This window comes from Streptomyces sp. NPDC050147, from assembly GCF_040660195.1.
In the GTDB taxonomy this organism is placed as follows: domain Bacteria; phylum Actinomycetota; class Actinomycetes; order Streptomycetales; family Streptomycetaceae; genus Streptomyces.
In genome coordinates this window covers 140,005-163,652 of the sequence record NZ_JBFALJ010000009.1, presented here as the reverse complement: position 1 = coordinate 163,652, position 23,648 = coordinate 140,005, and the positions used below count along the sequence as shown (strand labels likewise).

Annotated in this window: 13 protein-coding genes and 1 tRNA gene; 3 read left to right on the top strand and 11 right to left on the bottom strand. The window is 70.7% G+C overall.

All coding sequences use genetic code 11. The features are described from left to right. Positions 1–292 precede the first annotated feature (292 nt). Positions 293–3,454, top strand: coding sequence for a BTAD domain-containing putative transcriptional regulator (locus AB0I94_RS16605; protein WP_363310281.1), 3,162 nt, complete (start codon positions 293–295; stop codon positions 3,452–3,454). A 45-nt stretch (positions 3,455–3,499) separates the two neighbouring features. Here the strand turns inward: AB0I94_RS16605 and AB0I94_RS16600 are convergent, their stop codons facing one another. Next, positions 3,500–5,218 carry a bifunctional 3'-5' exonuclease/DNA polymerase gene (locus AB0I94_RS16600; RefSeq protein WP_363310280.1) on the bottom strand — a complete coding sequence of 573 codons (1,719 nt, stop codon included), beginning with the start codon at positions 5,216–5,218 and terminating at the stop codon, positions 3,500–3,502. Positions 5,219–5,373: 155 nt separating this feature from the next. On the opposite strand from AB0I94_RS16600, the gene AB0I94_RS16595 reads away from it, so the two are divergent. Both AB0I94_RS16595 and AB0I94_RS16590 read left to right on the top strand, forming a co-directional pair. Next, on the top strand, positions 5,374–6,213 hold the full coding sequence (locus AB0I94_RS16595; RefSeq protein WP_363310279.1) for a nitrilase-related carbon-nitrogen hydrolase: 840 nt from the start codon (positions 5,374–5,376) through the stop codon (positions 6,211–6,213). 477 nt (positions 6,214–6,690) lie between these two features. Then, the gene (locus AB0I94_RS16590) at positions 6,691–7,170 is read left to right on the top strand and encodes a hypothetical protein (RefSeq protein WP_363310278.1); all 480 of its coding nucleotides are present in this window, start codon (positions 6,691–6,693) and stop codon (positions 7,168–7,170) included. A 29-nt stretch (positions 7,171–7,199) separates the two neighbouring features. On the opposite strand, the gene AB0I94_RS16585 is transcribed toward AB0I94_RS16590, so the two are convergent. The 10 genes from AB0I94_RS16585 to AB0I94_RS16540 form a co-directional block, all read right to left on the bottom strand. Next, entirely contained in the window at positions 7,200–7,793 is a 594-nt protein-coding gene (locus AB0I94_RS16585) for a TetR/AcrR family transcriptional regulator (RefSeq protein ID WP_363310277.1), read from the bottom strand. Positions 7,794–8,218: 425 nt separating this feature from the next. Beyond that, positions 8,219–8,292: transfer RNA gene (locus AB0I94_RS16580), tRNA-Thr, on the bottom strand. Positions 8,293–8,417: 125 nt separating this feature from the next. After that, positions 8,418–9,965 (bottom strand): alpha/beta hydrolase, encoded by a 1,548-nt coding sequence (locus tag AB0I94_RS16575; protein WP_363310276.1) that lies wholly within the window; start codon positions 9,963–9,965, stop codon positions 8,418–8,420. Between the two features lie 109 nt (positions 9,966–10,074). Next, positions 10,075–11,280 (bottom strand): DNA polymerase III subunit delta', encoded by a 1,206-nt coding sequence (locus AB0I94_RS16570; protein WP_363310275.1) that lies wholly within the window; start codon positions 11,278–11,280, stop codon positions 10,075–10,077. A 188-nt stretch (positions 11,281–11,468) separates the two neighbouring features. After that, positions 11,469–14,684: a dTMP kinase gene (tmk, locus tag AB0I94_RS16565; protein WP_363310274.1), complete on the bottom strand. Its 3,216-nt coding sequence runs from the start codon at positions 14,682–14,684 to the stop codon at positions 11,469–11,471. A gap of 123 nt (positions 14,685–14,807) precedes the next feature. Continuing rightward, complete coding sequence (gene topA, locus AB0I94_RS16560) at positions 14,808–17,627, bottom strand: type I DNA topoisomerase (RefSeq protein ID WP_363310273.1); 2,820 nt, start codon at positions 17,625–17,627, stop codon at positions 14,808–14,810. Positions 17,628–17,911: 284 nt separating this feature from the next. Beyond that, positions 17,912–18,109 carry a hypothetical protein gene (locus tag AB0I94_RS16555; RefSeq protein ID WP_363310272.1) on the bottom strand — a complete coding sequence of 66 codons (198 nt, stop codon included), beginning with the start codon at positions 18,107–18,109 and terminating at the stop codon, positions 17,912–17,914. Between the two features lie 312 nt (positions 18,110–18,421). Further along, positions 18,422–19,966, bottom strand: coding sequence for a class I SAM-dependent methyltransferase (locus AB0I94_RS16550; RefSeq protein ID WP_363310271.1), 1,545 nt, complete (start codon positions 19,964–19,966; stop codon positions 18,422–18,424). A gap of 170 nt (positions 19,967–20,136) precedes the next feature. After that, positions 20,137–20,718: a small secreted protein gene (locus AB0I94_RS16545; RefSeq protein WP_363310270.1), complete on the bottom strand. Its 582-nt coding sequence runs from the start codon at positions 20,716–20,718 to the stop codon at positions 20,137–20,139. A 199-nt stretch (positions 20,719–20,917) separates the two neighbouring features. Then, positions 20,918–23,326 carry a sodium-translocating pyrophosphatase gene (locus tag AB0I94_RS16540; protein ID WP_363310269.1) on the bottom strand — a complete coding sequence of 803 codons (2,409 nt, stop codon included), beginning with the start codon at positions 23,324–23,326 and terminating at the stop codon, positions 20,918–20,920. Positions 23,327–23,648 lie beyond the last annotated feature (322 nt).

Here is a 23,648-nt window from a genome sequence, read left to right as displayed (position 1 = left end):
TGCCGGAAACCGGCGGCCGGAGCCTGTGGCTGCGGGGCGTGCATCGGTGCTTCCCACATGGGTACGGCGCCACGCGCGGGGCCGCCCTCGTTCCGCACGCGCATCAACTCAGCTGTCTTAGCGGTGAGTTAGGGGTGCGTCGCAGCAACTGATCGGGCCCGGCCGCAACGGTGACACTCCCCCGAGTTACGCGTTGAGCGCGAGTACCGGCGGGGCCGGGCCCGATGTAGTGATCACATCAGGGCCCGCCAACCGATCGCTAACATGTGGCCAACGGTTGGCGGGAGATGGCGTGGACGTGCGGTGCGACGGTTTGCGGTTCGGGCTCCTGGGCGCGCCTGCCGTGTACGACGCCGATGGCGAGCCACAGCCCGTACAGAGCGCCAAGGGCCGCGCCCTGCTGGCCGCGCTGCTGCTCGAACCGGGCCGGGTGGTCTCCGTCGACGCCCTCAAGGACGCACTGTGGGGCGGCGCCCCGCCCGCGTCCGCGCATGCCTCGCTGCAGAACCATGTGACCCGGCTGCGCCGTCTCCTCGACGACCCGGACCGGCTGCGGGCGGTGCCTCCGGGATACCGGCTGCGGGTGGCCGACGGGGAGCTGGACATACGGGTCTTCGAGCAGCTGGTCGCCCGGGCCAGGACCGCGCACGCGGAACGTGACTGGGACGGTTGCGCGAGCGCCGCGTCCGGCGCGCTCGCCCTGTGGCGCGGCACCCCGCTGGGCGGGTTGCCCGCGGACGCGGCGGGTCACGCGCTCATACCGCGCCTTGAGGAGGCGCGGCTCCTCGCCCTCGAACTGCGTTACGACGCGGAGCTCGCTTCCGGGGCGGGCGGCGGAGGGCTCGTGCCGGAGCTTGCGGCACTGGTCGCCGAGCATCCCCTGCGGGAGGCCTTCCACCGGCAGCTGATGCTGGTGCTGCACCGCTCGGACCGCCAGGCGGAAGCGCTCGCGGTCCACCGCGAGCTGCGGCGCAGGCTGGTGGAGGAACTGGGCGTGGAGCCGGGCGCCTCGATACGGGAAGCGCACCGCGAAGTACTGCAGGAGCCTGCGGGTTCGGCGTTGACGGGGCTGGTCGGCGTTTCCCCTACCGATGTTTCCCTCACCGATGCCTCCCCCACAGTCGATGCCGCCCCCACCGACGCCTCCCCCGCAGTCGACGCCGCCCCTGTCCCCGCTCCCGTACCTCCGTTTACACGCCCCTCCGCACCCGCACGCCCCGCACAGCTCCCGTCGGCCCCGCCCCACTTCACGGGACGCGAAGAAGTCGTACGCTCCCTGGCTCGGCTTCTCGCTGGGCAGGGGGACGGTGGCGGTGACCACGCCGGTGTCGATGACCATGGCCGTAACGGTGACCACGGCCGAGGCACCGGCGACACCCTTCAGCAAGGCCCCACCCCCGCCCCACCCGTAGCCGTCCTCTCCGGCATGGCAGGCGTGGGCAAGAGTGCCCTCGCCCTGCACGTGGCGCACCGCCTGCGCGAGCATTTTCCCGACGGGCAGCTCTACATCAACCTGCGCGGCGCCACCCCCGGCATGACACCCCTCACGCCGGACCAGGCCCTCGCCGCCCTGCTCCGGGACCTCGGGGTCGAGTCCAGCCGTAGCCCCGAACACCCGGACGCGGCCGCGGCCTTGCTCCGTTCGCTGCTCGCGCCCACCCGCACGCTGGTGGTCCTCGACGACGCTTCGACCGCCGCGCAGGTGCGGCCTCTGCTGCCCGCGGGGCCCGGCTGCGCGGTCATCGTCACCAGCCGTTCGCCGCTCACCGCGCTCGACGGGGCGGGACGTTTCCCGCTGGATCCGCTCTCCGAGGGGGACAGCGCCGCCCTGCTGCGCGCCGTCTCGGGGCGTGCGGGGCTCGACGAGGGGCACCCCTTGGTCGAACTCGCGGGCCGGCTGCCACTGGCCCTGCGGATCATCGCGGCCCGTCTCGCCGCCCGCCGTGCGCTCACCCCCGACGCACTCGCCGAACTCCTCACCGTCAGCGGCGGACGCCTGCGCCACCTGGAGCACGACGACCTGAGCGTGCGGCGCTCGCTGGCCGTGGCCCTGGACGCGCTGCGTACGTCGGAGCGCGAGTCCGACCGGGACGCGGCCGCCGCCCTCGCCGCGATCGGCGCGCTCGACCTCCCGGCGTACGGAGTCCCGCTCGTGGCACGCCTGTTGGGCGTGGAGGAATGGCGTGCGGGGGCCGCGCTTGACAGGCTCGTCGACGTCGCGCTCCTCGACGAGACGGCCTACGGCCGCTATGCCCCGCACGATCTCGTACGCGACTTCGCACGGGAGGCGGCCCACGAGGACGGGGCGGGGACGGCGGACGTCGTGGAGTGGGCGCTGCGGTGGTACGCGGAGTCGGCGCGGCAGACCCTCCTCGCGATCATGCCGGAGGGACTCGACCGCGACGACCGTCTCGGGGAGCTTCCCGACGAGCTGCTGCCCCGGCACACCGCCGACGGCCGTCCGGTACCGGCAGTACCGCCGATGTCGACCGATGACGCCTTCGCCTGGGGCGACACCGAGCTCGCCAATGTCATCGCACTCGCCGACCGCCATGGCCGCGAGTCCGCCCTGCTGCCCGTGCTGGTCCGCTGCTTCTTCTCGTACCTCAAACGCCGCGGCAGGCTCGCCGAGGCGGACCTCCTGAACCGCCTTTCGGTGGCCGCGGCCCGCCACCGGCAGGACACCGCGGCCGAGGCCCAGGCCCTCACCGACCTCGCTGGTCTCAGCTATGTGTCGGGCCGCAGCGGCACGGCGCTCGACCTGATCGACGAGGCCCTCGACTTGTGGCGGGCGCTCGGCCGCATGTCGTGCGTCCACCGAGGCGTCATCAACCGCGGCCTCCTCCTCGAAGCCCTCGGCCGCTATGAGGAGTCCGCCGAGGCACTGCGCCACAGCCTGGAGCTCGCCAAGGACATGGACGACCCGCTGAGCGAGGCGTTCGCCCTCAGCACCCTCGGCAACGTCTACGAGCACACCGACGCGCGCGCCGCGATCTCCTACTACGAGCGGAGCCTGTCGATCGGCGAGACCCTCGGGCACGTGGGTCTGCGCCAGGAACTCCACTGCGACATGGGCAAGGCGTATCTCGTGCTCGACGAACCGGACGTGGCGCTCGGCCACTTCGAGGAGAGCCTGCGCATCCACGGTGAGGCCGAGGACTGGCACAACGAGTCCAAGGTGCGCCTCGGCATGGTCCGCGCCCTGCGCGAGATGTCCCGCACGCAGGACGCGGGGCGCGAGTGCGCCGACCTCCTGGAGCGCGCGGAGCAGCGGTCCGACGCCCACATGGCGGGTCTCGCCCGTCATCAGCGGGGGCTGCTGCTGTACGCGGAGGGGCGCGCCGAAGAGGCGCACGCGCAATGGGAGTCGGCGCTCGCATCGCTCGACGGCACGGACAGCAGCGAGGTGGTCGGCGAGCTGAAGACTTTGCTGGCGAGGCCGAAGGCGGATTGAACCTCCCCTCCCCTCCCCTTCCCCCTCCCACTTGCTCTCTGAGAGCTACTTCGCGTCCGCGTAGCACTCCACCACGGCGACGGTGAACGGGAAACGCACCGGTGTCTCGCCGAACGCGACGCGCCCCGCCAGGTCCCCGGCCGCGCGGATCGCCGCGGTGACCTTCTCGGCCTCCTCCTGCGGGCAGTGCACGATGACCTCGTCGTGCTGGAAGAAGACCAGCTCGGCGCGGAGGCCGGCCATGGCGATGGACTGACGCAGCGCGGCCAGCATCAGCAGGGCCCAGTCGGCCGCACTGCCCTGGACGACGAAGTTACGGGTGAAGCGACCGCGGGCGCGGGTGTTGCTCGAGGCGTACCCCGGGGTGAACTCGCCGTCCTGGCCCGGCCCTTCGGCGGGGGCCTCCTGCGGGATGCCCGCCTCGTCGAAGTCGCCCGCACCGACCGCCGGCGGGCTCGTGCGCCCCAGCCAGGTCCGTACGAGTCTGCCCTCCTCGCCCGCCTTCGCCGCATCGTCGACGTACGCGACGGCGGCGGGGAATCTGCGGCGCAGTGCCGCCAGGTTCTTCAGGCCGTCGCCCGACGTCTGTCCGTACACAGCACCCAGGAGCGCGATCTTGGCGTGGTCGCGGTCGCCGGAGAACGCGCGGTCCGAGAGGCGCGTGTAGAGGTCCTCGTGACTCCCGGCCACCTCCATCAGGCCCCGGTCGCGGGAGATCGCGGCGAGGACCCGCGGCTCCATCTGGTCGGCGTCGGCGACGACGAGCCGCCAACCGGGGTCGGCGACGACCGCGCGACGGATGATCTTGGGGATCTGCAGCGCGCCGCCGCCGTTCGTGGTCCAGCGACCGCTGACGGTGCCGCCCGGGGTGTACTCGGGCCGGAAGCGGCCGTCCCGCACCCAGTCCTGGAGCCAGCTCCAGCCGTGTGCCGTCCAGATCCGATACAGCTTCTTGTACTCGACGAGGGGCCGCACCGCCGGGTGGTCGATCTCCTCCAGCTCCCAGCGGCGGGTGGACTTGATCCTGATCCCGGCCTGCGCGAAGGCCTTGATGACGTCGTTCGGCAGGTCGGGGCGGACGCGGCGGCCGAACGCCGCCGAGATCTCGTCGGCGAGCTCGGCGAGGCGGCGCGGTTCGGCCGCGCCCGCGTTCCTGCCGCCGCCCGCATACCGCTCGCCCAGGAGCTCGGTGAGCAAGGCGTGGTGGACGTCGGCGCGCCACGGCAGCCCCGCCACGTTCATCTCCGCGGCCACCAGCATGCCCGCCGACTCGGCCGCCGTGAGCAGCCGCATCCTGCCGGGGTGCTCGGCGGCCTCATGTCTTCGCTGCTGCGCGGCATACACCTCCAAGAGGGCGTCGAAAGGGAGCGGGGTGGTGACGGGGGAGGGCTCGAAGAGGGAGTCCTGGGCGCCGGGGGACGCCGCTCTGGGGGGAGGGTCGGCAGGCACCGGGGCGTTGTGCAGCCGTGCCCAGGCGGCCGCGGCCGAGCGGGGCTCGCCGAGGCGTCCCTCGTGACCGAGGAGGAGGAGCTCGGCGTCCTCGATGTCGTAACACCTGTTCACCCGGACGCCTGCCGCGAGCAGCGCGGGATAGATCTCGGCGGTGGACCGCCAGACCCAGCGGCTCACGTCGGGTCTGTCGCGCACGGCCTCTGCGAGGTCCGGCTCGTGCCGGACGGGGCCCGAGGGCAGGCCGTCCTCACCGAGGGGGGCGAGCGTGGCGCCGCCGGCCTCGGTGGCGGCGAGGGCCCACCTTTCGGTCATGCGGTCGAGTGTGTCAGGAGGCACTGACAACACGGCGGAAGGCCGCGGAGTCTCTCTACGGGATGCGGGTCGCCCTGGGATCGCGGGCCGCGGGCCGGGCCACGTCCGGGCGACCCGACATGCGGGGGGCGCCCGGCGCTGCGAGGCTCGAAGCCATGAGAGTGGCCCTTGCGCAGACCGACTGTGTCCTCGGCGAGGTGGAGGAGAACCTCGCGCAGGCCCGTGAACAGGTCGACCGGGCGGCGGCGCAGGGTGCCGACCTCGTCGTCTTCCCCGAGCTGAGTCTGCACGGGTACCACTTGGGCGGCCTGAAGCGGGACACGTCTTTGGAGGCGACGGACCTCCGCCTCCGGGAACTGTCCACCGCGGGGCCCGATGTCGTCGTCGGCCTGCACGAGCACACGAGCCTGCGCGCGTACAACACGTCCGCGTATTACACGGACGGCCAACTCCTCCACTCCCACCGCAAGTTGTACCTGCCGAACTACTTGGCCTGGGAGGAGCGCAAGCACGTCAGCCCCGGGCAGCACCTGCGTGCGTACGATCTGCCGGGCGGGCAAGGGAGGGCCGCGACGCTGGTCTGCAACGACGCGTGGCAGCCGGTGCTTCCGTGGCTGGCCGTGCAGGACGGCGCCGAGGTCATCATCGTGCCCACGAACAGTGCGGCGAGTCTGGATCCCGAGGCGATGGACACGGGTCTGTACTGGGACACGCTGCTGTCGTGCACCGCCCGCATGCTCCAGTGCTGGGTGGTGTTCGTGAACCGGGTCGGGAACGAGAACGGGGCGTCGTTCTGGGGCGGTTCGCGCGTGGTGGACCCGCGGGGCACGGTCGTCGCGCAGGCGCCGCAGTGGGAGCCGAGCCTGGTGACCGTAGACATCGACGTCCACGAGGCGCGGCGGCATCGGCGTGCGGTACCGCTTGTCGCCGAGGCAAGACTGGGCTTGATCGACCGGGAGGTACGCCGCCTCATCGACGAGGGCGGCGACAGCTGAGCGCACCGCCCTCCTCGAAGAAACCTCTCCCGGCCCCCGCAACGTTCCCTGCCCGAACGAGCTTTCCCGCCCACGCGCCCGATCGCCCCGCGGTGTCAACAGTGGGCTGCGCCCCGGAGGCCAGGCCTCCGCGCGCCGCGTCCGGGCCGCACCCGGGCCACATCCGCGCCGCACCCGAGCCGCACCCGGCATCGAGACGCGAGGGGACGTGCCGGTTTGTCCGCCCGGAGCACGGCTCGCAACACTCCGGTGCCGAAGCACCCCAACGGCCACCGGACGATAGCGAGGACGGACATACCGGCGCGGCCCCGCCCACAGACGAACGGAAGCCGCCCCAGCCCACACACACCCGCACCCGACGGCCCCGTCCGCAGCGCAGCAACCCGCACCCCACCGCCCAAGCCCCGCAGGGACCCCGCACCCCATACGGCCCGCCCCACCTAGCGCGCACCCGGCGCCACCCCGAAGGTTGTCCGCATGAACCGCACCCATGCCACCCATGCCACCCGCATCGCCATCGCCGCAGCCACCACCGCCCTCCTCGCCCTCTCCACCACCGCATGCTCGGAGAGCGACGTGGACAAGGCCAAGGACAGGGCCGCCTCCGCCACGGCCAAAGCGGGCGAAGCCGTCTCGTCCGCCACGGAAGCCGCCGCCTCCAAGATGGCCGAGGTGAAGGACGGAGCGGACGCGAAGGGCGACGTAAAGGTCGACGGTCCCACCAAGACGGAGGGTGACCGGGCAACGGCCAAGATCACGGCCACCAACCCCAAGGACAAGAAGGCGGACTACACCATCTCCGTCAACTTCCGCGACGGCGACGGCAACCTCCTGGACACGGCGGTCCTCAACATCACGGACGTGGACGCCGGCAAGTCCAAGTCAGGCACGGCCCGCAGCAACCGCTCCCTCTCCGGCACCTCCAAGGCAGAAATCAGCAGGGCACTACGCCACTGACCACTCCGGCCGAACCCCTTGACGCCCCCTCAGGGAACGATAGAACGCCAAATCCTCTCCGGCAGGAGCCGCGCGGCCTCATCGAGGTCGACGTCGTCGAAACCAGCCAGCCACCGGCGCGCGGTCGCGACGACGGGCCCCAGGACCAGCCCCTCGACCAAGGACATGGGCAGCGGGGCGACCTCACCCGAGTCGACGTGCTGCTGCATCCAGACGGTCAGCGGCGACAACCTGGCCTCCTGCGCGTCACGGAGCTGCCGGGCCTGAGCCATGCCGAGCCGGTCGGCGTACGAGGAGTGCAGGAGCCGGGCGCCGTCCGGGTTCTCCTGGATGAACTTCAGGTAGGCCCGCACGAGGGCGCGGATACCGGTCCGGGCCGTACGGGAACGCTCCACGGAAACGGCCAGCTCGGTGAGGAGACGACCGAGCCAACGCTGCAGCAGAGCACTCATGAGCCCGTCGACGCTGCCGAAGTGATGGTAGAGACTCCCAAGACTGACACCGCTGGCCTTGGTGAGCGCACCGACGGTCACGCCCTGCTCTCCGGAGTCGGCATACACCCGGAGCGCGGCGTCCAGGAGTCGGTCGGCGGTCTCTTCGCCGCGCTGCTGCTTGGGGCTCATGGTGCACCCAGCCTAGAGCACCCACACCCCAAGGCCAGTCACCCCACTTCTAGAGCTCTTTTCTAGAAAATCACTCCACTAAAGCAGTGGCCGCCGCCGGTACCGCACCCACCGCCACCACCACGACACACACTCAGAAGCAGAACGTTCTTCTAGAAAAATCTTCCAATGAGGCGACCCGTTGGTCCAAACTGATCCCTGTGCCCGGCCTCAGGCCCGGTCACGCGTCCGGGACGCAGCCCGGGCCGGTGTCGTCCGTGCGCCCGGGGGGGGGAGCGCACGGACCGACACGGCCGCCCAACAGAGACGCGCCCCCCTCACCACCGCGCCACCCCACCAACACCGCACCCGCAGGCGCACCGGCACCCACAGGAGCAAAAGCAAAAGCCCCAGGTCACGGCGAGTGAGTCCTGGGGCTTCTACAGAGCCGCCTTCGGGATTCGAACCCGAGACCTACGCATTACGAGTGCGTTGCTCTGGCCATCTGAGCTAAGGCGGCGCACGCGTCCCGCACCTATGGTGCGATCAGCAGCGACGCCAAGTCTACACAGTTTCCGGGGGTGCTCCGCACACGCCCGGCGGACACCCGGCGGACACCCGGCGGACGGAGCCCCAGCGCCCGCTTCACCCCTGCGAGCAGCGCTTACCGTCGTCCGGAGCCTTGCCGTCCAGCAAGTACGCGTTGATCGCCGAGTCCACGCACTTGCTGCCGCGGCCGTACGCCGTGTGGCCGTCGCCCTCGTACGTGAGCAGCTTCCCGGAGGAGAGTTGGCCGGCCAGGGCCTTGGCCCAGCGGTAGGGGGTCGCGGGGTCGCGCGTGGTGCCGACCACGACGATCGGAGCCGCGCCTTCCGCCTTGATGCGGTGCGGCCCACCCGTCGCCTTCACCGGCCAGTACGCGCAGTTCAGCGAGGCCCAGGCCAGGCCCTCGCCGAAGACCGGGGAGGCCTTCTCGAAGTCCGGGAGCGACTTCTTCACGTCGGCGGCGGACTTGAAGGCCGGGGGCAGGTCCAGGCAGTTCACGGCGGCGTTGGCGAACATGAGGTTCGCGTACGTCCCGTCGGCCTCACGCTCGTAGTAGCTGTCGGAGAGGGAGAGGAGGGGCGCGCCGTCCTTGTCCTTCATCGCCGCGGCCAGCGCCGTGCGCAGCTGGGGCCATGCCCCCTCGTCGTACATCGCCGCGATCACGCCCGTCGTGGCGAGCGCCTCGCCGAGCTCGCGGCCGTCGGAGCCGCCCGCGGGGATCGGCGCGCGGTCCAGTTCGTCGAAGAACGACTTCAGGCGCTTGCCCGCTTCCGCCTCGTTCCCCGCCCCCAAGGGGCAGTCCGACCGGCTCGCACAGTCCTTCGCGAACGACTGGAACGCCGTCTCGAAGCCCGCCGTCTGATCACGGTTCATGCGGCGCGCCGGCAGGGACGGGTCCATCGCGCCGTCCAGGACCAGGCGGCCGACGCGGTCGGGGTAGAGCCCGGCGTACGTCGCCCCCAGGAACGTGCCGTACGAAGCGCCCACGTAACTCAGCTTCTCGTCGCCGAGCACCGCGCGCAGGATGTCCATGTCGCGGGCCGCCTCGACCGTGGAGACATGCGGCAGCACCTCACCGGAGTGCTTCTCGCAGCCCCTCGCGAACTTCTTGAAGGAAGCCGACAGTTCGTCCGCCTCGCGCTGGTCGTCCGGGGTGACGTCCGTCTGCGTGTACGCGTCCATCTGCTTGCCGTCGAGGCAGGTGACGGGCTCGCTGCGGGCCACGCCGCGCGGATCGACCGCGGCCATGTCGTACCGGGCGCGGACCTCTTCGGGGTAGCCGAGAGCCGCGTACGACTGGAGGTAGCCGATCGCCGAGCCGCCGGGGCCGCCCGGGTTGACCAGGAGCGAGCCCAGGCGCTTGCCGGGTCCCGTGGCCTTCTTCCGGGAGACGGCGAGCTTGATCCCCTTGCCGTCCGGCTTCGCGTAGTCCAGCGGTGCCCTCATCGTGGAGCACTCGAAGCCGGGGACGCCGCACTCGCGCCAGCTCAGCTTCTGGCCGTAGTACGGAGCCAGCTCCTGCGGAGTGGCGCGGGGCAGCGCGGCCATGGACGCGTCCGCCGTCGAGCTACTGGCCGAGCAGCCGGAAATGAGCAGTCCGGCGGCCAAGAACACGGTCGCGGGGGTGCGGAGTCCTCTGATGCGCATCAGGCGAGACTAACGCTATGCGTTGGTTGCGTTACACATTGTGCTCGTACGGGTGACTTCGTCAACTCGTCACGGCCGCAGTTCCCGCAGCAGCGGGATCGGATCCGCCTTACCCCGCCCGCAGCGCCACCGTCATCGCCTCCACCGCCAGCAGCGGCGCCACATTGCGCTCCAGTGCCGTGCGGCAGGCGCCGATCGCCTCGATGCGGCGCAGCGTGGACTCGGGTGACGTGCCGCGCGCCAGGCGCTCCAGCATGTCGAGCACCTCCGTGTTGGCCAATGCCACGCGCGAGCCGAGCTGCAGGGCCAGCACGTCGCGGTAGACACCGGTCAGTTCGATGAGGGCCAGGTCCAGGCTGTCCCGCTGGGTGCGCGTCTTGCGGCGCTTCTGCCGGTCCTCGAGCTCCTTCATGACGCCCGCCGTGCCGCGCGGCATCCGGCCGCCCTTCTCCGCGCCGAGCGCCGCCCTGAGGTCGTCGGTCTCCTTGACGTCGACATCCTCAGCGACCTGCTTCGCGTCGTCGCCGGCCGTGTCGATCAGCTCCTGCGCGGCCTTCAGGCAGCCGCCGATGTCCTCCACCCGCATGGGCAGCTTGAGCACGGCGGCGCGGCGCTCGCGCGCCCGCGGGTCGGTCGCGAGGCGTCGGGCGCGGCCGATGTGCCCCTGGGTGGCGCGCGCGGCGGCAGCGGCGACGTCCGGCTCGATGCCGTCCCGCCGGATGAGTACGTCGGCGACGGCGTCCACCGGAGGCGTACGCAGCGTCAGATGGCGGCAGCGGGAGCGGATGGTGGGCAGCACGTCCTCCAGTGAGGGCGCGCAGAGCAGCCATACGGTACGGGGCGCGGGCTCTTCCACGGCCTTCAGCAGGACGTTGCCCGCGCCCTCGGTGAGGCGGTCGGCGTCCTCCAGGACGATGACCTGCCAGCGGCCGACGGCGGGCGACAACTGAGCCCGTCTGACCAGCTCGCGGGTCTCCTTGACGCCGATGGACAGCAGGTCCGTACGCACCATCTCGACGTCGGCGTGCGTGCCGACCAGGCTCGTGTGACAACCGTCGCAGAAGCCGCAGCCGGGGGCGCCGCCGAGCGCGCGGTCCGGGCTGGTGCACTGGAGCGCGGCGGCGAAGGCGCGAGCGGCGGTGGACCGCCCGGAGCCGGGCGGTCCGGTGAACAGCCAGGCGTGCGTCATCTTCGACGCCTCGGGCCGCGGGGCACCCGTGGACACGGCCGTGACCAGTGTGTCGGCGTCCCGGGCGGCGGCACCGAGCTGCTCACTCACCCGCTCCTGGCCCACCAGGTCATCCCATACGGTCATCGGTCACCGCCTCCACCCTGCTCCCCGCACTTGCGTCTGCGTCCTGCGTTTCGGCGTCCTGCGTTCCGCGTCCGCGGCGCATACCTCACGTCACTCGCCTCACGGCATGCGCCGCACGCCGCATGCCGCGCTGTCGAATTCATTGTGGAGCACGCCACTGACAACGCGAGCCGCTCACTCGGCGAGACTCAGCGCCTCTTCCGCCCCCGGCCACCGCCACGGCCGTCCTCGTCCTCGTCCGGCTCGCCCAGCAACTCGTCCGCCAGCGAAGGCAGATCGTCCAGCGGAGTCTCCTCCGCCCAGTCCGAGCGGGGCCGCTGACGCGGCTCTCCGTGCTCGTCGACCTGAGGCAGCTCACGGGTGCGGTCATTGCCTCCGTCGGGCGAAGGCGCGGGCGCGGCCTCAGGCCGCTCGTCGCGGAAGTACCCCGGCGGCACCTTGTCCTCCCGTACAGGAGGCAGCACGGCGGTCTCGTCGGCAGCACCCGGAACCGGCGGCTGCGGCAGAACCTCGGTCTCCTCCGAGCCGGAGGCGTCCTGCACCTGCGGCAGCACCGCGGTCTCGTCGGCTGCTCCCGGCACGGATGCTCCCGGCGCGGGTGCGCCCGGCTTCACCAAGGGAGTGGGCACCGTCGTCTCATTGTCCGGTACGGCGTCCGAAGGGGACCCGGACGGAGCCGAGTCTGGAGCCTGAGCCGGAGCTGGAGCCGGGTCTGAAGCAGACTTCGGCGTCGGCTTCGATGCCGGCTTCGATGTCGTCGGTGTCGGCTTCGGTGTCGAAGCAACCGCCGTCGTAGCGGTAGAAGCCGCCGCGGCAGCGGCCGCCGCCGAAGCCGCGGCCAGCCGTCGTGCCTCCTCGGCCCGCAGCAGCGCCTCTTCCGCCTTGCGCTGCTTCTCGAGGCGGCGCGCGTCGGCCTCGGCCCGCAGGCGCGCCTCTTCCTCCGCCTCCCGGCGGCGCCGCGCCTCCTCGGCCGCCCGCACCTTCTCCTCGGCGAGCAGTCGCGCCTGCTCCTCCTCGGCCCTGCGCTTGGCCTCCTCGGCGCGCTGCCTGGCCTCCTCGGCCTGGCGCTCGGCCTCGCGGCGCTGCGCCTCCTCCAGCTCGCGGCGCTTGCGCTCCTCCTCCTCGGCCCGGAGCTTGGCGAGCTGCTCCTGGCGCTCGCGCTCGACCCGCTCCTCCTCGGCCTTGCGCGCGGCTTCCTCCTCGGCCTTGCGGCGCGCCTCTTCCTCGGCTGCCTTCCGGGCCTCTTCCTGTGCCTTCACCTCGGCCTCGGAGAGCGGCAGCATCAGGTCGAGCCGATGCCGGGCGACGGTCGTGACCGCCTCCGGCTCCTGCGTGGCGTCGATCACCAGATAGCGCCCGGGGTCGGCAGCGGCGAGCGTCAGGAAACCGGACCGCACGCGCGCGTGGAACTCGGCCGGCTCCGACTCAAGCCGGTCGGGCGCCTCCGTGAACCGCTCGCGGGCCGCCTCCGGGGACACGTCGAGCAGCACCGTCAGATGCGGCACGAGCCCCGCCGTCGCCCACCGCGAGATACGGGCGATCTCGGTCGGGGACAGATCGCGCCCCGCTCCCTGGTAGGCCACGGACGAGTCGATGTACCGGTCGGAGATGACGACCGCGCCCCGCTCAAGGGCCGGGCGCACGACCGTGTCGACGTGCTCGGCGCGGTCGGCGGCGTACAGAAGTGCCTCGGCGCGGTGCGAGAGCCCGGCCGACGACACGTCGAGCAGGATCGACCGCAGCCGCTTGCCGACCGGCGTGGCCCCCGGCTCGCGCGTCACGACGACCTCGTGGCCCTTGGCCCTGATCCACTCGGCGAGCGCCTCGGCCTGCGTCGACTTGCCCGCGCCGTCGCCACCCTCCAGGGCGATGAAGAAGCCCGTGGCCGCCGTCCCCTGCTTGGGATCGTCGCCGCCGCGCAGCGCGTCCCGCAGGTCGTGACGGAGCGGCACACCCTGGCGGTCGTCGATCTTGGCGAGGACCAGCGCGGCCACCGGCAGGAGCAGCGCGCCCAGCAGCATCAGCGTGAAGGCGGCGCCTCCGTGGTCGAACACGAACTTGCCGTTGACGAAGCGGTGCGGCCCGATCGCTGCCGCGACCACGGGGGCCACGAGCGCGCCGAGCGCGATGAAGAGGCGTACGACCGCCTGGAGATGCTCCGTCGTGCGCGCCCTGCGGTAGTCCTCGACCTCCTGGTCGAGCAGCGCGTGCCCGGTGTGCGCGGCGATGCCCGCGGCCACCCCGGCGAGCGCCAGGAGCAGCAGCACGGTCGTCACGTCGGGCACGAGGCCCGCGGCGAGCAGTGCGACGCCGGTGAGGGCGATGGCGAGCGCGAGCAGCCTGCGGCGCGAGAACGAGGGCAGCAGCGACGGTGCGGTACGGATGCCGACGACGGTGCCGCCGGTCAGCGCGAGGACGATCAGGCCGTACGTGACGGGCCCGCCGTCCAGGTCCTTGGCATGCAGCACGGCGACCGCGACGGAGGCCGCCACGGCCCCGGCGATCGCGGCGCAGGCGGCGACGAGCAGCGGGATCGCGCCGGTGCGGCCCCTGTCGGTGCCGCTGCCGGTGCGCGGCCTGCGCAGCCCTTCGAGGGGACTACGCGCGCGTGGCGTCTGCGTGGCGGGAAGTTCGAGGAAGAAGACGATCGACAGCGAGGCCGCGAAGAGCCCGGCGGCGACGAACGACCCGAGCCCCGCCTGGTGCACCTCGAACCAGTCGAGCCCGGCGCCGAGGAGGTTCCCGATCAGCGTGATGGCGACAAGCGCGGCGGCCGCGACGGGCAGCGCCACGAATCCCGTACGCAGCGAGAGGCGCCGCAGTGCGTCCATGTGGTCCGGCAGCGGCCGGACCGTGGCGCCCTCCAGGGGCGGCGCGGGCAGCAGCGCGGGCGCCGCGCTCTCCCGGCAGACCGTCCAGAAGCGTTCGGCGACGCCGATCACGAAGGCGGTGACCAGCAGCATCGCGAGCGCGTTGTCCGGGGTCCAGTCGATCCACAGCGGCGCGACGATCAGGAGCGCGGCCCGCAGGCCGTCCGCCACGACCATCGTCCAGCGCCGGTCGAGCGGACCGTCCGGTGACGTCAGGGAGCTCAGCGGCCCGAGAAGCACGGCCCCGAAGAGCAGCGTCGCGAGAACGCGTGCCCCGAAGACGGCGGTGATGGCGAAAGCGACCCCGCGATAACCGCCCCCGAACGCGCCCTCGGCGATGGCCGCTTGCAGGGCCAGCACGACGAGGACAAGGAGGGCGAGGGCATCGCCGACACCTCCGACGAGCTGGGCGCTCCAGAGCCGCTTCAGCTGCGGCACGCGCAGCAAGGCGCGGACAGCACGCTCTCGGGAATCTGCGACCAGGGCGTTGTCGGGGGCCGGGTTTCCGGCCGTTGGCTGCTCTGCACGCGTCATCCGTCCAGCCTATCCGCACGGTGTGACACTCCGAAGGGGCGCCCGAACAAACGGGCGCCCCTTCGGTTCACACATTCACAGCGCCGCACGAGACGGGCCGTACGAGACCGTGCGGGCGGCTGCCTACTCGGAGTCGGCGGCCTTCGTGGCCGAAGCCGCGGTCTTCTTGGCGGCGGCCGTCTTCGTAGTGGTCTTCTTCGCGGCCGTCGTCTTCTTGGCAGCCGTCTTCTTGGCGACCGTCTTCTTGGCGGCGGTCTTCTTGGCCGGGGCCTTCTTGGCGGTCTTCTTGGCCGGACCCTTGGCCCGCTTCTCGGCGAGCAGTTCGTAGCCCCGCTCGGCGGTGATGTCCTCGACGCTGTCGGCGGCCCGCAGCGTCGCGTTGGTCTCGCCGTCCGTGACGTACGCCCCGAAGCGGCCGTCCTTGACGACGACGGGCTTCCCGCTGACCGGGTCCTCGCCGAGCTCCTTCAGCGGCGGCTTGGCCGCGGCCCGCCCGCGCTGCTTGGGCTGGGCGTAGATCGCGAGGGCCTCTTCGAGCGTGATGTTGAAGAGCTGCTCCTCGGTCTCCAGGGAGCGCGAGTCCGTGCCCTTCTTCAGATACGGGCCGTAGCGGCCGTTCTGGGCGGTGATCTCCACGCCTTCGGCGTCCGTCCCGACCACACGCGGCAGGGACATCAGCTTCAGGGCGTCCGCGAGCGTCACCGTGTCGAGCGACATGGACTTGAAGAGCGACGCCGTACGCGGCTTGACCGCCTTCTTGCCCGTCTTCGGGGTGCCCTCGGGGAGCACCTCGGTGACGTAGGGGCCGTAACGGCCGTCCCTGGCGATGATCTCGTGGCCCGACGTGGGGTCGGTGCCGAGCGCGAAGTCACCGCTCGGCTTGGCGAGCAGCTCCTCGGCGTACTCGACGGTCAGCTCGTCCGGCGGCAGGTCGTCGGGCACGTCGGCACGCTGGTGGCCCTCCGCGTCCTTCTCGCCACGCTCGATGTACGGGCCGTAGCGGCCGACCCGCAGCACGATGCCGTCGCCGACGGGGAAGGAGGAGATCTCCCGGGCGTCGATCGCGCCGAGGTCGGTCACCAGTTCCTTGAGCCCGCCGAGGTGATCTCCGTCGCCGTTGCCCGCGCTGGAGGCGGCGCCCGCGTCGTCACCCTCGCCGAAGTAGAAGCGCCTCAGCCACGGCACGGACTGCGCCTCGCCCCGCGCGATGCGGTCGAGGTCGTCCTCCATGCGTGCCGTGAAGTCGTAGTCGACGAGCCGCCCGAAGTGCGTCTCCAGGAGGTTGACCACGGCGAAGGACAAGAAGGAGGGCACCAGGGCGGTGCCCTTCTTGAAGACGTAGCCGCGGTCGAGGATCGTGCCGAGGATCGACGCGTACGTCGACGGGCGGCCGATCTCGCGCTCTTCGAGCTCCTTGACCAGCGAGGCCTCGGTGTAGCGGGCCGGCGGCTTGGTCGCGTGGCCGTCGACCGTGATCTCGTCGGCGGACAGCGCGTCGCCCTCGCTGACCTGCGGGAGCCTGCGCTCACGGTCGTCGAGCTCGGCGTTCGGGTCGTCCGCGCCCTCGACGTAGGCCTTCATGAAGCCGTGGAAGGTGATGGTCTTGCCGGACGCGCTGAACTCGGCGTCGCGGCCGTCGGCGGCCGTGCCACCGATCTTCACCGTGACGGAGTTTCCGGTCGCGTCCTTCATCTGGGAGGCGACGGTCCGCTTCCAGATCAGCTCGTAGAGCCGGAACTGGTCGCCGGTCAGGCCGGTCTCGGCGGGCGTGCGGAAACGATCACCCGAGGGGCGGATCGCCTCGTGCGCCTCCTGCGCGTTCTTGACCTTCCCGGCGTACGTGCGGGGCTTGTCCGGCAGGTAGTCGCTGCCGTACAGCTGCGTGACCTGCGCGCGAGCCGCCGCGATCGCCGTGTCGGACAGCGTCGTGGAGTCCGTACGCATGTAGGTGATGAAGCCGTTCTCGTACAGCTTCTGCGCCACCTGCATCGTGGCCTTCGCGCCGAAGCCGAGCTTGCGGCTGGCCTCCTGCTGCATCGTCGTCGTACGGAACGGCGCGTACGGAGAGCGGCGGTAGGGCTTGGACTCGACCGAGCGGACCGCGAACCGGGTGTTCTCAAGGGCCGTGGCGAGGGCACGGGCGTTGGCCTCGTCCAGCTGCAGCGTGTCGGACTTGAGCTGGCCGACCGAGTTGAAGTCGCGGCCCTGCGCGATGCGCTTGCCGTCGACCGTGGTGAGGCGCGCGACGAGCTGCGAGGGGTCGGACGCGTCACCGGTGCGGCCGGTGCCGAAGGTGCCCGTCAGGTCCCAGTACTCGGCGGAGCGGAAGGCGATGCGCTCGCGCTCACGCTCGACGACGAGACGGGTCGCCACGGACTGGACACGGCCGGCCGACAGGCGCGGCATGACCTTCTTCCACAGGACCGGCGAGACCTCGTAGCCGTAGAGACGGTCGAGGATGCGGCGGGTCTCCTGGGCGTCGACCATGCGCTTGTTGAGCTCGCGCGGGTTGGCGACGGCGCCCTGGATCGCGGCCTTGGTGATCTCGTGGAACACCATGCGCTTGACCGGGACCTTGGGCTTCAGGACCTCCAGGAGGTGCCACGCGATGGCTTCGCCCTCGCGGTCCTCATCGGTGGCGAGGAAGAGTTCGTCGGAGTCCTTGAGGAGATCCTTGAGCTTCTTGACCTGCGCCTTCTTGTCGGCGTTGACGACATAGATGGGCTCGAAGTTGTTGTCGACGTCCACGCCTAGGCGGCGCACCTCGCCGGTGTACTTCTCGGGGACCTCCGCGGCGCCGCTGGGGAGGTCGCGGATGTGCCCGACGCTCGCCTCGACTACGTAGCCGGGGCCGAGGTAACCCTTGATCGTCTTCGCCTTGGCAGGCGACTCGACGATGACGAGTCGGCGGCCGCCCTTTGCGGTCTCGCTGGTCGGGGACAACTTCGCTCTTCTCTCCGGTCGGTACTCGGTGGCCGTGCTGTGTGGCCTCGCTCGATGCGCTTGAGTTGCGCTGACGCTGCGGAGTGTGACGGTACATCCCGCCCCCGTGTCAAACGGGAAAAGCCCGCAACGGCCACTCGAACGGTAACCCGACTACCGCCATTCCTGCCGCCCGGAGTGGCGACCTGCCCTTTGACCACCGACTTCAGCACCGGCTTCACCACCGGCCCGCCGCCGACGCCGGGCCTACGGCCCGTACATCCCCGCGGTCCCACCTCTTCCGGTCACATACGAGTGAAACACCACACTCCGAGTACCAGCGCCGCCGATCCGGCGAGCGCGGCGAGCGTCGCCGATGCGACAGGGTTCACACCGTCGGCGACCGGCGCGCGGTGCGCCACGCGTGCTCCGGTCCACAGCAGCAGTCCCGCTCCGAACAGCGCGAACACCGTGCCCGCGAAGATCGCTGGTCCACTCTCCATGTCTCTGCCTCCCCGTACTGAGTTCCCGGATGGGGAACCTGACACGCTCGGGAAGCCAGGGCACGAACCCCGGGTGAACGGAGGCCCCCGGCCTGAACCGGCCTGGAGTCCACCTTCTCGATGTACGTCCAGCGGTCGCCGATGTCCTGCGTCCATCCCACCCACAACGGGGGACCCATGTCCCCGAAACGTACGAGACACGCCGTACTCGTACCGCCAACGGCCCGTTCCTCGCAGCGCCAGCCGAACCCGTTGTGCGCCGACCGAACCCGTTGTGCGCCGACCGAACCCGGTACACGCCGGCCGGCCCCGCTACGCGCCGGCCGGTTCCAGGAAGCCCTGCTCGACGAGGAGCCGGATCTGCGCGGGCGTGCGGTCCCGTAGCAATACGGGGTCCTCGCCCACCAGTTGGGCGATGGCGTCGAGGATCCGCCCGGCGCTCAGCGTGCCGTCGCACACGCCGGCGAAGCCCGCGCCCACCGTGTCCACCTTGGTGGCCCGCCGCATCCCGCGGTGCTGGCGCAGCACGACATGCTCGGGGTCCTCGGCGCCGGGCAGCCCGACCTGCTCCTGCATGACCTCGTCCGCGAGCTTGAAGTGCCCTGCGAGCAGCGCGGCGTCGTCGTGCGTCCGCAGGAAGTCCTGTCGTGCGAAGAACTCCCGCACCGTCTCGCCCAGCGGCTGCTCGACGGGATGCGGCCACTCCTCCACGGTCACGGACGGCTCGGCGGCACCTGATCCGGCACCAGATCCGGCACCTGTCTTGCGCAGGGTGATCCACCCGAAGCCGACCGCGCGGGTATTGCGGGCGGCGAACTCGTCCAGCCACGCGTCGTACCGCGCCGCGTACTCCTCCGGGTCCGTGCGGTGGTCTCCCGCGTCCCGCAGCCACAGCTCGGCGTACTGCGTGACGTCCTGTACCTCACGCTGCACGATCCACGCGTCGCACCCGCGCGGCACCCAGGAACGCAGCCGCTCGGTCCACTCCTCACCGTCCACGTGCTGCCAGTTGGCGAGAAAGTGCGCATACCCCCCTTCGTTCAACCGCTCCCCCGCCTGCTGAACGAGCGAGCGGCACAGATCGTCCCCGCCCATCCCGCCGTCGCGGTAGGTGAGCCGCGCTCCGGGAGAGATCACGAACGGCGGATTCGACACGATCAGGTCGTACGTCTCCTCGCCCACCGGTTCGAAGAGGGAGCCCTCGCGCAGGTCGGCCTCGGGCGCGCCGGACAACGCCAGGGTGAGCCGTGTGATGTGCAGCGCGCGGGGGTTGAGGTCCGTCGCCGTCACCCGGGTCGCGTGTTGCGCGGCGTGCAACGCCTGGATGCCGGAGCCGGTGCCGAGGTCGAGAGCACTGGCCACCGGCGTACGCACAGTGAGCCCGGCGAGCGTCGTCGACGCCCCGCCGACTCCCAGTACGACCCCTTCCTCGTGGCTGCCGATGCCCCCGGCACCGCCGACCGCGCACCCCAGGTCCGAGACGATGAACCAGTCCTCGCCGCTCGGCCCGCCGTAGGGCCGCACGTCCACCGTCGCCTTCAGCGCACCCTCACCGTCCGCCGCGGAGAGCCAACCGCTCTCCTGTAGCGGGCCGACCGGCAAAACGGCCGCCACGCGCGCGTGCGGCACGGAACGCTGCAGCAGGAAGAGACGTACGAGTGTTTCCAGCGGCCCTTCACCGCGGGTGGCCCGCAGCGCGGGCACGGTCTCGCTGCGGGCGAGCGCCGTGTAGGCGGGCGCCCCGAGCAGCTCCAGCAGCCCGTCAGCGGTGAAGTCGGCCGCCAGCAAGGCTTCCCGCAACTGGGCGGAGACGTCGGCGCGATCGGACGAGGGCAGGGGGGCGCTAGCGATACTCACCCCTTCATTGTGACCCGATACAGCCGCTCCGGCTGTGGGCAGGCGTTCCGCATGGGCGGAACGGGTGGGCACAGCCCCAAGCCGCCGGGTGCGTCCGGACACACCGTTGCTCCGGCCCCTGGGGTCTCCCCCAGGGGCCGGAGCAACAGGTCAAAGAAGGGGGGCAACCCCTAAGCGGCAGAAGGCGTAGCGCTAGCCGACTTGCAGCTGTCCTGCTTGCGCATCGCCTTGCCCACCTCGCCCTCCTGCAACTTCTCCAGCGCCTTGTTGCCGCTCTTGCTCAGCTTGTCCAGCTCTCCCGCGACGCTCTTGAGCCCGTCCGCGAAGTCCGCCTGGTCCTTGGTGTCCAGGCCGTCGACCTTCTTCTTCAGGTCGCCGTACGACTTCGAGATGGCGTTCAGTTCCTTGACCGCGTCGTCGGTCTTCTTCTGGCCGTCGTCGACCGGCGGGGCGCCCGCGTCCTTCACTGCGGCGCCCATCGCCTTGTAGGCATCCGACATGTCCTGGAACGCCTTGGAGTCGGTCTTCTGCACGTCCTCCGGAGAGCTGTTGTCCGAGGTCTCCTTCTGGATCGCGGCATTGGCGGCGGCGATCTTCTTCGACTGCGGCTGAACCGAGTCACAGACGTCCTTGGCCCAGGAGTCCAGCTTCTCGTTGCCGTCGTCGCTGCAGCCCGACAGCGCCAGTACCAGTACCGCACCGCCGGACAGTGCGGCTGCAAGCTTCTTGTTCACCGGATTGGTCCCTTCCATGGCTCTCGGCCCCGGAACTTACACGCCAACTGGGCTACAACCGCATGCCGGGGGTCCGCTACCACCCCTATTGAAGCCATTTGCACCAAGGTCAGAGCGCATGAGAAGGCTCACCGGACCGCTCACGTGACACACGAAGGGCGGACGCCGCGTCAAAGCGCGCCGCCCGCCCGTGTGTTGGGCAGAGTCTGACCCGGCGTTACGAAACGACGGCCGGGTCAGCCGAGTTCTTCACCCGCTCCGTACCACCTTCCTCCTCGTCGCCCACGGCGATGCCCCGCCTCTTGGAGACGTACACCGCGCCGACGATGACCAGGATCGAGAGCACCGCGATCAGTGCCCGCATCCCCGCGCTCGCGTCGTCCCCGTAGCTGAACTGGACGACCGCCGGCGCGATGAGCAACGCCACCAGGTTCATCACCTTCAGGAGCGGGTTGATCGCCGGGCCCGCGGTGTCCTTGAAGGGGTCACCCACGGTGTCACCGATCACCACCGCGGCGTGGGCCTCACTGCCCTTGCCACCGTGGTTGCCGTCCTCGACGAGCTTCTTCGCGTTGTCCCAGGCGCCACCGGAGTTGGCGAGGAAGACCGCCATCAGCGTGCCTGTGCCGATCGCGCCCGCCAGGAACGAGCCGAGCGCGCCGACGCCGAGCGAGAAGCCGACGGCGATCGGCGTGAGCACGGCGAGCAGGCCTGGCGTGGCCAGCTCGCGCAGCGCGTCCTTGGTGCAGATGTCCACGACGCGCCCGTACTCCGGTTCCTCGGAGTAGTCCATGATCCCGGGGTGCTCGCGGAACTGCCGCCGCACCTCGTAGACCACCGCTCCGGCCGACCTCGACACCGCGTTGATCGCAAGCCCCGAGAAGAGGAAGACGACCGCGGCGCCAAGGATCAGACCGACCAGGTTGTTGGGCTGGGAGATGTCCATGACCAGGTTCATCGGAGCGCCGTCGCCCATTTTCTCGCCGACGTCCTTGGCCGCGGTCGCGATGGCGTCGCGATACGAGCCGAAGAGCGCCGCGGCCGCCAGGACGGCCGTGGCGATGGCGATGCCCTTGGTGATGGCCTTGGTGGTGTTGCCGACGGCGTCCAGGTCGGTGAGCACCTGAGCGCCGGCGCCTTCGACGTCACCGGACATCTCGGCGATGCCCTGCGCGTTGTCGGAGACCGGACCGAAGGTGTCCATGGCGACGATCACGCCGACGGTGGTGAGCAGTCCGGTTCCGGCGAGCGCCACCGCGAACAGGGCGAGCATGATCGACGTACCGCCGAGCAGGAACGCCCCGTACACGCCAAGACCGATCAGGAGCGAGGTGTAGACGGCCGATTCGAGGCCGAGCGAGATACCGGCCAGGACGACGGTGGCCGGGCCGGTGAGCGAGGTCTTGCCGATGTCCTTCACAGGACGTCGGTTCGTCTCGGTGAAGTAGCCGGTGAGCTGTTGGATCAGCGCGGCCATGACGATGCCGATCGCGACGGCGACGACCGCGAGAACCCGCGGATCACCGTCGTGTCCGGCGATCGCCGCGTCCGTGATGCCGTCCAGGTCGGCGTACGACGAGGGCAGGTAGACGTAGACCGCCACGGCCACGAGCACCAGGGAGATGATCGCCGAGATGAAGAATCCGCGGTTGATGGCGGTCATCCCGCTGCGGTCGGAGCGCCGTGGCGCCACCGCGAAGATCCCGATCATCGCCGTCACGACGCCGATCGCCGGAACGATCAGCGGGAAGGCCAGTCCGGAGTCGCCGAACGCGACCTTGCCGAGGATCAGCGCGGCGACCAGGGTCACCGCGTAGGACTCGAAGAGGTCGGCGGCCATTCCCGCGCAGTCGCCGACGTTGTCGCCCACGTTGTCGGCGATGGTCGCGGCATTCCTCGGGTCGTCCTCCGGAATGCCCTGCTCGACCTTTCCGACCAGGTCGGCGCCGACGTCGGCGGCCTTGGTGAAGATGCCGCCGCCGACACGCATGAACATCGCGATCAGCGCCGCCCCGAGGCCGAAACCTTCGAGGACCTTCGGCGCGTCGGCCGCGTAGACGAGCACCACACAGGAGGCGCCCAGAAGACCGAGCCCCACCGTGAACATGCCGACAACGCCGCCCGTGCGGAAAGCGATCTTCATGGCCTTGTGCGAAACGGCGGTGAGATCCTTTTCGGGTTCACCTTCCGCCGGAGTGGCCTCTCGGGCGGCTGCCGCCACACGAACATTGCTGCGTACGGCGAGCCACATGCCGATATAGCCGGTGGTCGCCGAGAACACCGCACCGATCAAGAAGAAGATCGATCGGCCGGCACGCTGATTCCAGTCGTCCGCGGGCAGCAGCATGAGCAGGAAGAACACCACGACGGCGAAAACACCGAGAGTGCGCAACTGCCTGCCCAGGTAGGCATTGGCGCCCTCCTGAATCGCCTTCGCGATCTTCTTCATGCTGTCGGTGCCCTCGTCGGCCGCGAGCACCTGGCGTACCAGGACCCAGGCGACCACGAGCGCCGCGACCGCGACGGCCGCGATGACCATCACGATGAGGCGGTTGTCGTCGGTCAGTACTGCGGCTGCGAGGGTTGAGGGATGGTCAAACTGATGAGGGGAAGAAAGCCCCGCCATTCGTCCTCCTTGAAGCTGGGGCTGAGCTCAAGATGTGGACGGATTGTAGGTAGCTGAACCTGATCAAAACAGAGCGCCGCAAACGGAATTGGCGCAAGATTGCTTCCCAGCAAAAGATCGCGACCGCAGATTGACCCCGAAAGCGGTAATGCCCCAAAACCGTTGACGGCGGTCGGCAGCCCCGAGGCAATTGACCGGGGCAATGATCGAAAAAGAAAAAGGCCCTGCTCCCGGGTGGGGAGCAAGACCTTGATGTGGCGAGGCGGAGCCGAAACCCGCCGGGCCGAAACCGGCTCGGAAACCGGCGCGTGTACGGCTCGGG